Origin of the sequence: Pseudobacillus badius, from assembly GCF_002189605.1 — a bacterium.
In the GTDB taxonomy this organism is placed as follows: Bacteria; Bacillota; Bacilli; order Bacillales; family Domibacillaceae; genus Pseudobacillus; species Pseudobacillus badius.
In genome coordinates this window covers 1-16,338 of the sequence record NZ_MWMM01000017.1, presented here as the reverse complement: position 1 = coordinate 16,338, position 16,338 = coordinate 1, and the positions used below count along the sequence as shown (strand labels likewise).

Annotated in this window: 15 protein-coding genes and 1 rRNA gene; all 16 read left to right on the top strand. The window is 45.1% G+C overall.

Features of this window, described 5'->3' with window-relative positions; all coding sequences use genetic code 11:
• Positions 1-29: 29 nt before the first annotated feature.
• The gene (gene spoIIE / locus B1A98_RS17515; RefSeq protein ID WP_063384059.1) at positions 30-2,525 is read left to right on the top strand and encodes a stage II sporulation protein E; all 2,496 of its coding nucleotides are present in this window, start codon (positions 30-32) and stop codon (positions 2,523-2,525) included.
• 87 nt (positions 2,526-2,612) lie between these two features.
• Positions 2,613-3,347, top strand: coding sequence for a vWA domain-containing protein (locus B1A98_RS17510; RefSeq protein WP_063384047.1), 735 nt, complete (start codon positions 2,613-2,615; stop codon positions 3,345-3,347).
• A complete protein-coding gene (locus tag B1A98_RS17505) occupies positions 3,319-4,284 on the top strand; it encodes a protein kinase domain-containing protein (RefSeq protein WP_063384048.1) in 966 nt (321 codons plus the stop codon). Before B1A98_RS17510 ends, B1A98_RS17505 begins: the two co-directional genes overlap by 29 nt.
• Positions 4,285-4,359: 75 nt before the next feature.
• A complete protein-coding gene (gene tilS, locus B1A98_RS17500; protein WP_082821649.1) occupies positions 4,360-5,739 on the top strand; it encodes a tRNA lysidine(34) synthetase TilS in 1,380 nt (459 codons plus the stop codon).
• A gap of 12 nt (positions 5,740-5,751) precedes the next feature.
• The gene (gene hpt, locus B1A98_RS17495) at positions 5,752-6,306 is read left to right on the top strand and encodes a hypoxanthine phosphoribosyltransferase (protein WP_041101923.1); all 555 of its coding nucleotides are present in this window, start codon (positions 5,752-5,754) and stop codon (positions 6,304-6,306) included.
• A 114-nt stretch (positions 6,307-6,420) separates the two neighbouring features.
• Positions 6,421-8,418 carry an ATP-dependent zinc metalloprotease FtsH gene (ftsH, locus tag B1A98_RS17490; RefSeq protein ID WP_063384049.1) on the top strand — a complete coding sequence of 666 codons (1,998 nt, stop codon included), beginning with the start codon at positions 6,421-6,423 and terminating at the stop codon, positions 8,416-8,418.
• Between the two features lie 254 nt (positions 8,419-8,672).
• Positions 8,673-9,437 carry a type III pantothenate kinase gene (locus tag B1A98_RS17485; protein ID WP_162301621.1) on the top strand — a complete coding sequence of 255 codons (765 nt, stop codon included), beginning with the start codon at positions 8,673-8,675 and terminating at the stop codon, positions 9,435-9,437.
• Positions 9,438-9,456: 19 nt separating this feature from the next.
• Positions 9,457-10,338 carry an Hsp33 family molecular chaperone HslO gene (gene hslO, locus B1A98_RS17480; protein WP_063384050.1) on the top strand — a complete coding sequence of 294 codons (882 nt, stop codon included), beginning with the start codon at positions 9,457-9,459 and terminating at the stop codon, positions 10,336-10,338.
• Between the two features lie 150 nt (positions 10,339-10,488).
• Complete coding sequence (gene cysK / locus B1A98_RS17475; protein ID WP_063384051.1) at positions 10,489-11,415, top strand: cysteine synthase A; 927 nt, start codon at positions 10,489-10,491, stop codon at positions 11,413-11,415.
• Between the two features lie 99 nt (positions 11,416-11,514).
• Positions 11,515-12,330, top strand: coding sequence for a dihydropteroate synthase (gene folP, locus B1A98_RS17470; protein ID WP_063384052.1), 816 nt, complete (start codon positions 11,515-11,517; stop codon positions 12,328-12,330).
• A 4-nt stretch (positions 12,331-12,334) separates the two neighbouring features.
• Entirely contained in the window at positions 12,335-12,706 is a 372-nt protein-coding gene (folB, locus tag B1A98_RS17465) for a dihydroneopterin aldolase (protein WP_063384053.1), read from the top strand.
• A complete protein-coding gene (gene folK / locus B1A98_RS17460; RefSeq protein WP_063384054.1) occupies positions 12,699-13,226 on the top strand; it encodes a 2-amino-4-hydroxy-6-hydroxymethyldihydropteridine diphosphokinase in 528 nt (175 codons plus the stop codon). Before folB ends, folK begins: the two co-directional genes overlap by 8 nt.
• Entirely contained in the window at positions 13,178-13,390 is a 213-nt protein-coding gene (locus B1A98_RS17455; protein ID WP_041114463.1) for a helix-turn-helix domain-containing protein, read from the top strand. The genes folK and B1A98_RS17455 overlap by 49 nt, the downstream gene beginning before the upstream one ends.
• A 13-nt stretch (positions 13,391-13,403) precedes the next feature.
• On the top strand, positions 13,404-14,402 hold the full coding sequence (dusB, locus tag B1A98_RS17450; RefSeq protein WP_063384055.1) for a tRNA dihydrouridine synthase DusB: 999 nt from the start codon (positions 13,404-13,406) through the stop codon (positions 14,400-14,402).
• A gap of 36 nt (positions 14,403-14,438) precedes the next feature.
• Entirely contained in the window at positions 14,439-15,923 is a 1,485-nt protein-coding gene (gene lysS / locus B1A98_RS17445) for a lysine--tRNA ligase (RefSeq protein WP_063384056.1), read from the top strand.
• A 324-nt stretch (positions 15,924-16,247) separates the two neighbouring features.
• Positions 16,248-16,338, top strand: a 16S ribosomal RNA gene (locus tag B1A98_RS17440); the annotation flags it as partial.

Genomic DNA, 16,338 nt, shown 5'->3' with positions numbered 1-16,338 from the left:
GCAAAGAAACGTGGATGGGAGTTGTTAACATGGAGAAAGCGGAAAGAAGTTTGACAGAGCCGGTTAATCATGTGGCATTAGAGGAGACAAAGCTGGAGGTGTTTAAAGGGGTAAAGCAGGTTTTCGGCCATTTGCAGGTGCTGCTGCTTGAAAAAGGCTTTATCTTGCTTATTATTGGGTTTTTATTGGGACGGGCTTTAATCCTTTCTCATTTAACCCCGTTCGGCCTTCCTTTTTTCGCAGCTGCTTTTATGCTGCGGCGCGATTGCGCTCCACTTGCTTTAATTGGTTTGCTTGCAGGATCTTTAACCTTGTCCATTGAGCAAATGAGTTATTCCTTTTTTTCGATCGCCGTGTTCCTAGTTGTCTATCGAATGTTGAAAAATTTCCATAAGGAAGATGCTGTGTCACTGCCGTTCTTTGTATTCTTTACGGTCTTGGCGGTAAAAACTGCATTTTCCTATTTTCAAAGCGGCCAGCAGTTTGCTCCTTATGATGTACTGATGGCTGCCATTGAATCCTCCCTGGCATTCGTGCTCACTCTTATCTTTATGCAGAGCATACCTTTTCTATCACTGAAAAAAAGGATAAAGGCATTAAAAACCGAAGAAATTGTCAGTTTAATTATTATGCTTGCTTCCATCACGTCCGGTACGATTGGCTGGACGCTTTACGGTTTATCCATTGAACATATTTTTTCGAGGTATTTAGTGTTAATCTTCTCATTTATCTCAGGAGCGGCTGTCGGTTCTACTGTTGGCGTCGTCACTGGGCTGATTTTCAGCCTTGCCAGTGTGTCCAGCTTTTTTCAAATGAGCTTGCTGGCTTTTGCCGGCTTGCTTGGCGGATTATTAAAGGAATGGCGAAAAGCGGGCGCAGCCGGCGGACTGCTGATTGCTACATTACTTGCTGGCATGTACGGAGAACAGGGAATACCTCTTATGCAAACGTTATACGAATCGCTGGCAGCGGTCGCGCTGTTATTTTTGACACCCAAAATTGTTACTGACCAGCTGGCCAAGCTTATACCCGGCACAGCCGAGCACTCCAATGAGCAACAGCAATATTTGCGCAAGATGCGAGACGTCACAGCGAACAGAGTAGAGCAGTTTTCTGAAGTATTCCAGGCGTTATCCAAAAGCTTTTCCCAATATAACATTGAAGCATTGGATAATTATGAAGAACGGGAGCTGGATATGTTTTTGAGCCATGTCACTGAAAAGACCTGCCAGACCTGCTTTAAAAAAGAACAATGCTGGACGAAAAACTTTCATCAAACCTATCAGTTAATGAAGGATGTGCTTTGCGAGCTTGATGAAGGCCAAGCCGGATTGACACAAAGGCTGTCACGGGAGCTCGATGCCCATTGCTTCCGGCCCGGACGGGTAGAGGAAGCGATCAAGCAGCAGTTAACATATTATCAGGCAAATCAAAAGCTGAAAAAGCAGGTGCATGACAGCCGCAAGCTTGTAGCCGAACAGCTTCGCGGCGTTTCAGAAGTCATGAGTGACTTTGCCGAGGAAATTCAGCGGGAACGGGAAAATCATTATAATCAAGAAGAACAAATATTAGAAGCGATCGAAGCGTTTGGTTTGGAAATTGAATATGTAGATATATACAGCTTGCAAAAAAGCAATGTAGACATTGAGATTTGTCTTCCGTTTACTTATAACAGCCATGGAGAATGCCAAAAGGTGATCGCTCCGATGCTGTCAGATATTTTGGGTGATAATGTCATTGTGCATAAAGAAGAATGTGAGGGCGGTCCTGCCGGTGTGTGCCATGTTGTTTTCCGGTCCGCGAAAGCGTTTGCTGTCACTACAGGGGCAGCCCACGCGGCCAAAGGGGGCGGATTAGTGTCCGGAGACAGTTATTCCACCATTGAACTGGGGGCAGGAAAGTATGCTGTTGCGATCAGCGACGGGATGGGGAATGGGGAAAGGGCTCATTATGAAAGCCATGAAACACTCCGGCTGCTGCAGCAAATTTTAAAGTCAGGCATCGAAGAGAAGGTTGCTATTAAATCAGTCAATTCCATCCTTTCTCTGCGGACAACTGACGAAATTTTCTCAACTCTTGACTTAGTCATCATTGACCTGCAGGATGCCGTTGCCAACTTTTTGAAGGTAGGCTCTACCCCAAGCTTCATTAAGCGGGGCAATAAAATTATGAAGATAGAGGCGAGCAATTTGCCGATCGGTATTTTACAGGAATTTGAAGTGGATGTAGTGAGTGAGCAGCTAAAGTCCGGCGATTTAATTATTATGATGAGTGACGGCATCTTTGAAGGGCCGAAAAATGTAGAGAACAAGGATCTGTGGATGAAAAGAAAAATACAGGAAATGGAAACGGATGATCCGCAGATGATTGCTGATCTTTTGATTGAAGAGGTGATCCGGACAAGGTCCGGGGAAATTGAAGACGATATGACGGTAGTGGTAGCGAAGGTAGAACACAACTTGCCGAAATGGACATCTATCCCGATGCAGTTCGGCTTTTCAAAAAAGAAAAAGAAAATTTCTTGAGGGAAGGGGTTTGGGCTTTTATTCAAGTATAATTTTCCCTCTTTCTGGCGAGGCTGAAGATAACTCGTTAAGGTTGGAGGGGTTATGATGAATCAAGGAACGATCAAGCAAATTTTATTGTTGACGGACGGTTGCTCAAATCATGGGGAAGATCCGGTTGCCATGGCTGCTCTAGCAAGGGAACAGGGGATTACTGTGAATGTTATTGGAATGATAGATGATGATGCCGCAGATCAGCGCGGACTTCAGGAAATTGATCAGATTGCTTTATCAGGAGGCGGCATTAGCCAAACGGTTTGTGCTAAGCAGCTATCTCACACTGTTCAAATGGTCACAAGGCAAGCAATGACGCAAACCTTGCAAGGGGTAGTGAACGAACAGTTAAAGAAAATATTGCATAAGGAAACAGAGCTGGATGAATTGCCACCTGATACCCGCGGCGAAGTGATGGAGGTAGTGGATGAGCTGGGTGAAACAGCCAACTTGGAGGTGCTGATTTTAGTTGATACGAGTGCCAGCATGAAAAGCAAGCTACCGACAGTGAAGGAGGCGCTTCTCGACTTATCGCTAAGCATGAATGCCAGAATGGGAAGCAGCCGCTTCTCCTTATGGATATTTCCCGGGAAAAGAAAAGATACGGAGCAGCTGCTGGATTGGACGCCGCGGCTGGATTCACTAACATCTATGTTTTCAAAGCTGTCTCCTGGCGGGTTAACACCGACGGGGCCAGCGATTCGTGAAGCTATTTCCCGTTTCCAAACGAAGCGAAGCAGGAAAGGCTGGTTGTCAGGCGATGATGAATACATCGAAAAATCAGTTTAATATTAGCCGAGGGACGGTCATACACGGCAAATGGCACAAGCAAGCTTATTTAGTGGAACGGATGATCGGCCAGGGAGCTGCTGGTACAGTGTATTTAGTGAATGGAGCGTCTGGAGCAGCAGCGCTCAAGTTCAGCAATCCATTATCCATCACGGCTGAAATGAACGTTTTGAAGGCGTTTGCTAAGGTCCAGGGGTCTTCCCTTGGGCCTTCTTTGTTAGATGCTGATGACTGGGAAAGCAGCTGGGGGGTACATCCTTTTTATGTAATGGAGTACATACAAGGGCCGACATTATCCGATTTTGTCCAAGCAAGGGGGACCTCGTGGATTGGCGTCCTGCTGTTGCAGCTCTTGGAAAATCTGCAAACTCTTCATGAGGCTGGCTGGATCTTTGGCGATATTAAGCCTGACAATTTAATTGTATCTGGACCGCCGTATGCTCTTCGCTGTGTAGATGTTGGCGGAACGACAAAAATGGGGAGAGCGGTGAAGGAGTATACAGAGTTTTTTGACAGAGGGTATTGGCGTGCCGGTTCCCGAAAAGCAGAGCCCTCCTATGATTTGTTTGCTGCTGCCATGGTGGCCATCAACTTGGCTTATCCGCAAAGATTCGGGCGAAGCGAGGCCGGGGTAAAGCAGTTGGAGGAGAAAGTCAGGCAAAAGAAAGAGCTGGAGGCGATGGCCCCTGTACTGATTAAATCACTGCAGGGCAAATATGCTGACGCAGGGACCATGCGTAAAGAATTGCTGGCCGCCCTCAGCAGCGAGGCCAAGAAAAGCGAGCCGGCCAAAAGGAGATCTCCCAGCCGCCAAAGCAGCGGTCGTGCGTCGCTTCAGCAGCAGAAGAGAAAAAGACAAGGGCTATATACCGTCACTCTTATTTTATTTGTGGCTGTCGTCTATGTTTTATATGTGCTGACAGAGCTGCTTGTGTGAGTTCGGGGCTTCCTTTTGTTTAGTCACTTCAGAAAGTGTTAATATAGTCAGTAAAAAAGAGCAGGATGAGGAACAATGCTGGCATATGAAGAGAACGTCAAACAATTTATTAATCGGCATCAGCTAATCGGCCAAGGCGACAAGGTGGCTGTCGGTGTATCGGGAGGCCCGGATTCATTGTCCTTGCTTTCTTACTTGGCAAGCAAGCGCAAAGAGTGGCAAATTGAAGTGTTCGCTCTTCACTTGGATCATATGTTCAGGGGGGAAGAGTCTTATCAGGAATTAAAGTTTGTTGAACAGTTTTGCCAAAGCAGAGACATTCCTTTTTATGCGGAAAGAATCCAGATTGAGAAGCAAATGAAAGAGACGGGAGGAAGCTTGCAGGAGGTGTCAAGGCGCGTACGCTACCGCTTTTTCGAGAGAGGCCTTGAGCACTTTTCGGCCGATAAATTGGCTCTCGCTCACCACGGTGATGACCAAGTAGAAACTGTGTCAATGCAATTAGTAAAGGGAGCCGGCAGCCGTACAGGCATCCCTGTCCGAAGGCCTTTGGGCAAATGGGAGGTGGTTCGGCCGCTTCTATATGTAAACAAAGAGATGATCGAGGAGTACTGTTTACACTACGAGCTTGATCCGCGCCGGGATTCGAGCAATGAGAAGCCCATTTATACCCGTAATCGCTTCCGCTCTGAGCTGCTTCCTTTTTTCAAGCAGGAAAATCGCAAAGTTCATGAGCATTTCCAAAGGTTCAGTGAAGAACTGTCTGAAGACAATCAGTTTCTGGAAGATTTAACAAGGGAAAAACTGCATAATATATGGCAAAAGGATGACAGCGGTTGTTCCCTTAAAGTTGAGGCTTTTCGGTTAATGCCTTTGCCTTTACAAAAAAGAGCGATTCATCTAATATTAAACTATCTTTACAAAGGAAAAAATCCCTTCTCTTTCGTACATATCCAACAGATTTTACACCTTTTAATGGAAGACAAATCCTCATGGAAACTGGACTTGCCTCATGGGTTAAAAGTCTGCAGGGAATATCAATTTTGTATTTTCACATTTAATATTCCGGATAAAACACAATATGTGTTTAAACTGGATGAAGGAGACCGGATCACCTGGCCATATGGAGGCCAGTTTGCACTGGCTGATCAACTTCCTGAAGCCACAGCTGCATATGAGTATATGATCCTTAATGATAAAGTCAAGCGTCCGCTTTATATCCGTACAAGGCGAACAGGCGATAAAATCCAGCCGAAAGGGATGGAGGGCTCAAAAAAGCTGAAAGACTTATTCATTGATGAGAAAGTTGTCCCCGCCAAGCGTGATCAATGGCCAATTGTAACAGATAGCGAGGGGAAACTGCTCTGGGTGCCCGGACTGAAGAGGTCCAGGCATGAAGAAACAAGCTCTGCTGGCAACCGTTTAATATTAATTTATATACGCAATCACTTCTAGGAGGCTAACAAATTGTTAAACCAGGATATCGAGAAAGTACTCATTACTGAGGAAGAAATTCAAGAGAAAATTAAAGAGCTCGGTCTTGAACTCACAGAGGAGTATAAAGATAAGTTTCCCCTTGTTATTGGAGTTTTAAAAGGAGCTATGCCTTTCATGGCAGACTTGATTAAGCGAATGGATACTTATTTGGAAATGGACTTTATGGATGTTTCCAGCTACGGCCGTTCAACCACTTCATCCGGAGAAGTAAAAATTGTAAAGGATCTGGATACATCTGTTGAAGGTCGGGATATACTCATTATTGAGGACATTATTGACAGCGGCTTGACATTAAGCTATCTTGTGGAGCTTTTCCGTTACCGAAAAGCAAAGTCCATTAAGATTGTGACATTGTTAGATAAGCCGACAGGCAGAAAGGCGAAGATTAAAGCTGACATAGTCGGATTTAATGTGCCTGATGCTTTTGTTGTAGGCTATGGCCTTGATTATGCAGAAAGATACCGGAATCTTCCTTATATCGGTGTGTTGAAGCCGGAAGTATACACGAAAGCGGATAACGAATAAGAAAGGTTGATCACCATACATGAATAGGCCGATCCGCATGTCAAATAGTTGTAATGCCAAGATTTTCTATGATAGTATTGAATACAGTATTTTTACCGTGGGAGGAGGTAAGGGATGAGCCGGATTTTTCGTTATACCATATTTTATTTGTTAGTTTTCCTTGTCATTATTGGGGTTGTCAGCTACTTCAACAGCAATAATGAGCCTAATAAGAATATAACGTACAATGAATTTGTTTCCTATCTAGAAAAAGATCAGGTAAACTCATTTTCCATGCAGCCGGAAAGAGGCGTGTATGAAGTCCGCGGCCAGATGAAAGGTGCGCGTGAAGGCGAGTTTTTCCTTACTTATGTAATGAACAGTGAGAACATGCTGAATCGCATTGACGAGGCAGCGAAAGATTCAAAAGTAGAAATTCTGCCTGCTAAAGAGACAAGCGGATGGGTGTCTTTCTTCACTACCATCATCCCTTTCTTAATTATTTTCCTTTTATTCTTCTTCTTGTTGAATCAAGCGCAAGGCGGCGGCAGCCGAGTCATGAACTTTGGAAAAAGCAAAGCCCGCTTGTACAATGATGAAAAGAAAAAAGTCCGCTTTAAAGATGTAGCGGGAGCAGATGAGGAAAAGCAAGAGTTAGTAGAAGTGGTTGAGTTTTTAAAAGATCCGCGCAAGTTCTCTGAACTGGGCGCACGCATTCCAAAAGGGGTTCTGTTAGTCGGACCTCCAGGTACTGGTAAAACATTGCTTGCACGTGCAGCAGCGGGAGAAGCAGGTGTTCCGTTCTTCTCAATCAGCGGTTCGGACTTTGTTGAAATGTTCGTCGGGGTCGGTGCTTCCCGGGTGCGCGACCTGTTTGAAAACGCGAAAAAGAATGCGCCATGTATGATTTTTATCGATGAAATTGATGCGGTCGGACGTCAGCGCGGCGCTGGTCTTGGCGGCGGGCATGACGAACGCGAGCAAACATTGAATCAGCTGTTAGTTGAAATGGACGGCTTTAGTGCGAATGAAGGAATTATCATTATTGCCGCTACCAACCGTCCGGATATTCTAGACCCTGCCTTATTGCGTCCAGGCCGTTTTGACCGTCAAATTACGGTAGATCGTCCAGATGTCAATGGCCGTGAAGCGGTACTCCGCGTCCATGCGCGCAATAAGCCTCTCGATGATTCAATCGACTTAAAAGCGATCGCAATGCGCACACCGGGCTTTTCCGGTGCGGATCTAGAGAACTTGTTGAATGAAGCGGCACTTGTGGCTGCTCGCCGCAACAAGAAAAAAATTGACATGCGTGATGTTGATGAAGCAACTGACCGGGTAATTGCCGGTCCGGCGAAGAAAAGCCGTGTAGTTTCTCAGAAGGAAAGAAAAATTGTCGCTTTCCACGAAGCGGGACACACGGTCATCGGTCTTGTGCTTGATGAGGCAGAGATGGTTCATAAAGTAACGATTGTTCCGCGCGGCCAAGCTGGCGGTTATGCGGTTATGCTGCCGAAAGAGGACCGTTACTTGATGACAAAGCCGGAGCTTCTTGATAAGATCACAGGTTTGCTGGGCGGCCGTGTAGCTGAAGACATTATCTTTGGTGAAGTGTCAACTGGCGCACACAATGACTTCCAGCGTGCAACGGGTATTGCCCGCCGAATGGTGACTGAATTCGGGATGAGTGATAAGCTTGGTCCGCTTCAATTTGGTCAAACTTCCGGCGGCCAGGTATTCCTTGGACGAGACTTTAATAACGAACAAAATTATTCAGATGCGATTGCCTATGAAATCGATCTTGAAATTCAGCGCATTATGAAAGAATGCTATGAGCGCGCGAAGAATATCTTGACTGAGAATCGTGATAAGCTTGAGTTGATCGCCAATACTCTAATTGATATCGAAACGCTCGATGCTGCTCAAATTAAACACCTCGTTGACCATGGTACGCTGCCAGAGCGCAAGTACAATGCAGAGGACAAAGAAGGAAAGCTGGAGCTTTCTAAAGATGAACAGGTAGTTGTCAATGTCCAGAAGAAGGAAGAAGTGTCTGAAACGACTAAGCCAACAACTGATCTTGAAAAGAAAGAACAGCAGCCAAACGATCGGGAAGATGACCCGAAAGCTTAACGGAAAACGCCGATGAAAATCGGCGTTTTTTTCATGAGATGCACGCTTGGAGGCTGCTCACTGCTGCTGGGAGGAACAGCCTGCTTTCATAAGACCGGCCGGATCAAGAGAAGCTAAAACAGCCGCCGGTTATTCGCCGTCTTTTATTTAGGTGAAAATCCTTTCTTTTGGAAGTCGTGACATAATGATGTTACCGCTTTTATGTGATATGATGAATGGCAGCAATAAAAGTTTAAATGAGTGTGGTGAGAGTCTTGATATTTGTGTTGGATGTAGGGAATACAAATACTGTATTGGGCGTTTATGAAGAGGATGAATTGAAATTCCACTGGCGAATTGAAACGAGCCGCAACAAGACAGAAGACGAATACGGAATGATCGTGAAAAATCTTTTTCAGCACGTAGGGATTACGTTTGATCAGATCGAGGGAATTATCATTTCTTCTGTTGTTCCTCCCATTATGTTTTCGCTGGAACAGATGTGTCAAAAGTACTTTCATATAAAGCCAATGATTGTTGGTCCCGGGATGAAAACCGGTTTAAATATTAAATACGAGAACCCGCGTGAAGTGGGAGCTGACCGGATCGTTAATGCAGTCGCGGCTATTCATGAATACGGAAGCCCTTTGATAATCGTAGACTTTGGAACAGCTACTACGTATTGCTATATCGATGAAGACGGCCATTACATGGGCGGAGCGATTGCGCCGGGCATTAATATTTCTACGGAAGCTCTTTATTCCAGAGCGGCTAAGCTGCCCCGCATAGAAATTATCCGGCCGGATCATGTTGTCGGGAAAAACACAGTGGCCGCTATGCAGGCCGGAATACTCTACGGATATGTTGGCCAAGTAGACGGCATTGTCAATCGAATGAAGGAGCAAAGCAAAAAGACGCCGACTGTAGTTGCAACCGGCGGTCTCGCTCCTCTAATTGGAGAAGAAGCTCAATCGATTGATATCATTGACCCGCTGTTAACCCTTAAAGGCCTATGCCTGATTTACAAACGCAACCTTTAGGAAGAAAGGAGTTTTCCTTATGAAGGATTATTTAGTAAAAGCTCTTGCTTTTGACGGGCAAGTTCGTGCCTATGCAGTGAATACAACAGAAACCATCAATGAAGCACAAAAAAAGCATTATACCTGGCCGACAGCTTCTGCCGCCATGGGACGGGCTATGACAGCCGGCGTCATGATGGGAGCAATGCTGAAAGGTGAAGAGAAAATTACCATTAAAATCGAGGGCGGCGGTCCGATCGGAGCCATTCTTGTTGATGCGAACTCCAAGGGAAAAGTCCGGGGCTATGTGACGAATCCGCAAACTCATTTTGACTTAAATGAGCAGGGCAAGCTTGACGTCCGGCGTGCTGTCGGTACCGAAGGCATGATTACAGTCGTAAAGGATGTTGGGCTTCGCGACCATTTTAGCGGCCAGACACCGATTGTTTCCGGTGAGCTGGGGGAAGACTTTACGTATTATTTTGTTGCTTCTGAGCAAGTGCCTTCCTCCGTTGGTGTTGGCGTACTCGTGAATCCAGATAACTCTATTCTAGCTGCCGGCGGATTTATCATTCAGATTATGCCTGGAGCCGAGGAGGAAGTCATCTCTGTGATTGAGCAAAAAATCACGGCTATGGCTCCAATTTCCAAGCTGATTGAAAAAGGAATGTCTCCTGAGGAAATTCTCTATTATATTTTAGGGGAAGAAAACGTCAAGGTTCTCGAGGAAATGCCTGTTCAATTCGAATGCACTTGCTCAAAAGAACGGTTCGGCAATGCAATAGTCAGTCTTGGAAAAAAGGAAATCGAGGAAATGATTGAGGAGGATGGACAGGCGGAAACCCAATGCCATTTCTGCAATGAAAAATACATCTTCACAAAAAGTGAACTCGAGCAATTGAAAGCAGCAGCTACTAGCTAATTGAATGAATGAAAAACCTGCTGACAAAAATGTTTTGCAGGTTTTTTAATAAGTAGCTCGTATAGAAATGAGTAAAAAGATTGACTTTTGTTGAAAAGATTGTTAAATTCTATATAACCAATAAAAATACTCGGTATTGAGGTGGATAAAATGGTACGTGTAGCAAATTCGGTAGCTGAGTTAGTCGGTCAAACTCCTATTGTAAAATTGAATAACGTAACAAATGAAAACAGCGCAGACGTATACTTAAAGCTGGAATATATGAATCCGGGAAGCAGTGTGAAAGATCGGATTGCCCTCGCTATGATCACGGCAGCAGAAGAAAGCGGCAATTTGAAAGAGGGCGGCACAATCATTGAGCCGACCAGCGGAAACACAGGAATCGGTTTGGCGATGATTGCAGCAGCGAAAGGCTATCGTGCAATTCTTGTCATGCCGGATACGATGAGCATGGAGCGCCGCAACCTGCTTCGTGCTTACGGTGCGGAGCTTGTGCTCACACCTGGAGCGGAGGGAATGAACGGCGCGATTCGCAAGGCGAAAGAACTGGCTGAGGAGAAAGGATATTTTATGCCGCAGCAGTTTGAAAATGAAGCAAATCCAGAAATCCATCGGCAAACAACAGGGAAAGAAATTGCTGAGCAAATGGATGAACTCGATGCTTTTATTGCCGGTATCGGTACAGGCGGAACCATTACAGGGGCTGGCCAGGTGCTGAAGGAAAAGTTCCCGGGTGTCAAAATTTATGCGGTAGAACCTGCGGATTCGCCAGTTCTCTCTGGAGGAAAACCAGGCCCGCATAAAATTCAAGGAATCGGTGCTGGCTTTGTGCCAAAGGTGCTGGATACGAAAGTGTACGATGAAATTATCACCATTGCGAATGAGGAAGCTTTTGAAACAGCGCGAAAAGTTGCCCGCGAAGAAGGGATTTTGGGTGGTATCTCCTCTGGCGCCGCTGTAGCCGCTGCATTAAAGGTAGCTGAAAAGCTTGGAAAAGGAAAAAAAGTCCTTGCGATTATTCCGAGTAACGGCGAACGCTACTTAAGCACGCCGCTGTATGATTTTGAAGAAAATTGAACGGATGAAAAAACAGGCTGATTTCTCAGCCTGTTTTTATTTTTCCTCGTTTAGACATGTTAAAATAAAAACAGACTGAAAGATGGAAGGGGCAGAAAGATGAAAGTTGCAGCAGGGCCGCATGAGTTGGACTTCTCGAAGAAAACTTACATTATGGGGATTTTAAATACAACGCCCGATTCGTTCTCGGATGGCGGGCGATTTAACGAGAGGGGAACAGCTGTTCGCCATGCGGAGAAAATGGTACAAGAAGGAGCGGATCTCATTGATATCGGCGGTGAATCCACGCGGCCGGGTTACACCCCTGTTTCAGCAGACGAAGAGCTGAAGCGAGTTTTGCCTGTTATTGAGGCAGTAGCCGCTCATGTGAATGTACCAATTTCTATTGACACCTATAAGGCGGAAACAGCACGGCAATCGATTGAAGCCGGCGCTCATATCATCAATGATATTTGGGGAGCGAAGAAGGACCCCGAAATTGCGGCGGTAGCTGCTGAGAAACAAGTGCCGATTATTCTTATGCATAACAGGGACAATATGAATTATCACGCTTTTATCCGGGAAGTGCTTCTTGATTTGTATGAAAGCATCAATATTGCCATTAAAGCCGGTGTGCCCGAGAACCAAATTATTCTCGATCCTGGCATTGGCTTTGCCAAGGACATGAATCAGCATATGCTTATGCTGCAGCACTTGGATCAAGTGGCCGCTCTTGGATTCCCTGTGTTGCTCGGTGCTTCGCGCAAAAGAATTGTCGGGCATATTTTGGATCTGCCTGTAGAGGAGAGAATGGAAGGAACGGGTGCGATTTGCTGTTTTGGCATTGAAAAGGGCTGTCATATTTTGCGGGTGCATGATGTGAAGCCGATCAGCCGAATGGCAAAAATGACGGATGCTTTAGTCGGAAAGGGATGAAATGATGGATAAGATATATGTAACCGGCATGGAGTTCTATGGATATCATGGCGTATTTCCTGAAGAAAATAAACTTGGCCAGCGTTTTCGGGTGGATGCAACGCTGGAAGTCTCCCTGCAAAAAGCCGGGCAGTCAGATGATCTGAATGATTCTATTAACTATGGAGAAATTTATCAGGTGTGCAAAGAGATTGTGGAAAACCGGACATTTAAGCTGGTGGAGGCCATTGCTGAGCACATTGCTGCAGCACTTTTAGATGCTTTCCCTAAGGCAGCTGCCTGTACAATCAAAGTGATTAAGCCAGACCCGCCAATTCCTGGACATTATGACCATGTAGCTGTAGAAGTCATGAGGAGAAGAGCGGAACATGAATAATCAAGCTTTTTTATCCTTGGGAACAAACATGGGGGACAGGCTGGCTAACCTGCAGGAGGCCCTTCGCTTGCTCCGCTCGCATGCTGCGGTCACTGTAGCCAAGCTCTCCTCTATTTATGAAACAGAGCCTGTAGGCTATACAGAACAGCCGGCTTTTCTCAATATGGCTGTTCAAGTGAGCACTTCTTTATCAGCGGAGGAGCTGCTGGATCTGTGCTTGTCGATTGAACAGGAAATTGGAAGAGTCAGGGAGTTCAGATGGGGCCCGCGAATAATAGACCTTGACATTTTATTGTATAATCAAGACAATATTGAATCAGAGAAGCTTATCATTCCGCACCCAAGAATGCATGAACGCGCTTTTGTGCTCGTTCCTCTAATAGAGATTGATCCAGCCATTTGTTTTCCAGGGAGTAACAGACCGCTTGAAGAAGCACTTTCGAGTATTCAAGAAAGGAAAGGTGTTCGCCTGTGGAAACAGAACAATGGGGAAGAAGAATTCGAGCTTTCAGGAAGCTGAAGGGATTTACCCAAGAACAGCTTGCTCAGCAGCTTGGAGTGTCTTTGTCTGTGCTTGGAGAAGTGGAAAGAGGCAGTCGTCCGCTGACTGATGAGTTATTAAAGGAAATATCGCAAGCTTTGCATATATCAACTGATGAATTGTGTCCGCCGGAAAAAAAGTAGAAAGGTGAGGAATATGTTAAAGATCGGAAACATCGAGATGAAAAACCCCGTTGTACTTGCACCGATGGCAGGGATTTGTAATTCTGCTTTTCGTCTGACGGTAAAAGAATTTGGTGCCGGACTCGTTTGTGCTGAAATGGTCAGCGACAAGGGGATTGTTTTCCAAAATGAAAAGACGCTGGACATGCTGTATATTGATGAAAGAGAAAAACCGCTGAGCCTGCAGATTTTTGGAGGAGAAAAGGAATCGCTCGTTCAAGCTGCAAGCTTTGTTGATAAGAATACAAATGCTGATATTATTGATATTAATATGGGCTGCCCGGTTCCTAAAATTACAAAATGTGATGCAGGCGCCAAATGGCTGCTTGACCCAAACAAAATCTATGAAATGGTGTCAGCGGTCGTAGACGCCGTTGATAAACCGGTTACAGTGAAAATGCGTATGGGATGGGATGAGGACCATATTTACGCAGTAGAGAACGCCCGTGCTGTTGAGAGAGCAGGAGGAAAAGCCGTAGCGCTTCATGGCCGGACTCGTGTACAAATGTATGAGGGAACAGCGAACTGGGATATTATTAAAGAAGTGAAGCAATCAGTCGGCATTCCAGTCATCGGGAATGGTGATGTCCAAACGCCGCAAGATGCCAAGCGGATGCTTGAAGAAACAGGGGTAGACGGAGTGATGATTGGCCGTGCTGCTCTCGGCAATCCGTGGATGATTTACCGGACGGTGAAGTATTTAGAAACAGGCGAGCTGATGGAAGAACCTTCAGCTCGCGAGAAAATAGACGTTTGCTTGCTGCACCTTGACCGTCTTATCGCATTGAAAAATGAAAATATTGCTGTACGCGAAATGCGGAAGCATGCTGCCTGGTATCTAAAAGGCATTCGCGGCAATGCGCGTGTGCGCAAGGATATTAACTTATGTGAAACAAGAGAGCAGCTAGTGAGCCTGCTGTCTAATTTTGTTCAAGAAGTAGAAGAGAAAGAAGCAGCTAGTCAAGCTGGATAATAGGCAAGGGTGACCATAGGAATAGGAGTGAGTGGAATGAGTGAGGAACTAAACGACCAGCTATTGGTGAGAAGAGAGAAAATGCAGGCGTTAAAAGATAAAGGACTAGATCCTTTCGGCAAACGTTTTGAACGCACCCATACAGCTAGCGGCATTGTAGCCGCCTATGCTGGTTTTTCTAAGGAAGAGTTAGAAGAACAAGCTATTGAAGTGAAAATTGCCGGTCGCATCATGACCAAGCGCGGAAAAGGAAAAGCGGGCTTTGCTCATGTGCAAGATTTAACTGGACAAATTCAAATTTACGTTCGTAAAGATGCAATTGGCGAAGAAGCATATGAAGTATTTAATATGACGGACCTTGGGGATCTTGTTGGTGTCACTGGCACGATTTTCAAAACAAAAGTAGGCGAACTATCCATTAAGGTCAGCCACTACGAATTTTTGACGAAAGCTTTGCGCCCGCTTCCTGACAAGTTCCACGGACTAAAGGATGTTGAACAGCGCTATCGCCAGCGGTACTTGGATTTAATTACAAGTCCAGAAAGCCAGCAAACATTCATCACCCGCAGCCGTATTATTCAATCTATGAGACGTTATTTAGACGATCATGGCTATTTAGAAGTGGAAACACCGATGATGCATTCAATTGCCGGCGGCGCTTCTGCTCGTCCGTTTATTACGCATCATAATGCGCTTGATATGGAGCTGTATATGCGTATTGCGATTGAGCTTCATTTAAAGCGCCTTATTGTCGGCGGTATGGAAAAAGTATATGAAATCGGCCGTGTCTTCCGAAATGAAGGGGTCTCTACGCGCCATAACCCGGAATTTACGATGATTGAATTGTATGAAGCTTACGCTGATTATCAAGATATTATGCGCCTGACAGAAAACTTAATTGCCCACATCGCCGAAGAAGTGCACGGCACAACAACCGTCACATATGGAGAATATGAAGTGAATTTGCAGCCGCAATGGCGCCGTTTGCACATGGTAGACGCCGTAAAAGAATATACAGGCGTAGACTTCTGGCAGCAAATGACGGACGAACAAGCTCGTGAGTTAGCTAAAGAGCACGGAATTGAATATAAAGAAACGATGCAGTATGGACATATTGTTAATGAATTTTTTGAACAAAAGGTAGAAGAAAAATTGATTCAGCCTACCTTCATTTACGGGCATCCGGTTGAAATCTCTCCGCTTGCCAAGAAAAATGAGGAGGACCCTCGTTTTACAGATCGTTTCGAATTGTTTATCGTTGGACGTGAGCATGCTAATGCTTTTACAGAATTAAATGATCCAATTGATCAGCGTGAACGTTTTGAGGCTCAATTAAAAGAGCGTGAGCAAGGAAACGATGAAGCTCATGAAATGGATGATGATTTCATTGAAGCATTAGAATACGGACTTCCGCCTACAGGAGGACTAGGCATCGGGATTGACCGCCTGGTTATGCTGCTGACGAACTCTCCTTCTATTCGTGACGTGCTTCTCTTCCCGCTTATGAGACATAAAGAATAGTTTAAAAGGATCGCTTATAAGCGATCCTTTTTTTATCCTGGAGCTGCAGTTATCAAGCTTAAATAAAAAGTTTCCCTCTTCAACTAACTAATTTAAAAAAGTACTTGCATACAAGAAAGAGAGGTGGTATATTTATATTCGTTGCTAACAACGCTTGCTTGTTTGACAAAAAAACATCAAAAAAGTTGTTGACAACAAGAACTGAAAATGATATATTTAAGGGGTCGCCAAAAACGACCTAAGAAAAAATTGATCTTTGAAAACTGAACAAAAACATGCCAGTAAGTTAATTCTTATTTTTAAAACATGAGCAAGTCAAACATCTTTTTGGAGAGTTTGATCCTGGCTCAGGACGAACGCTGGCGGCGTGCCTAATACATGCAAGTCGAGCGGACTTGACGGAAGCTTGCTTCCG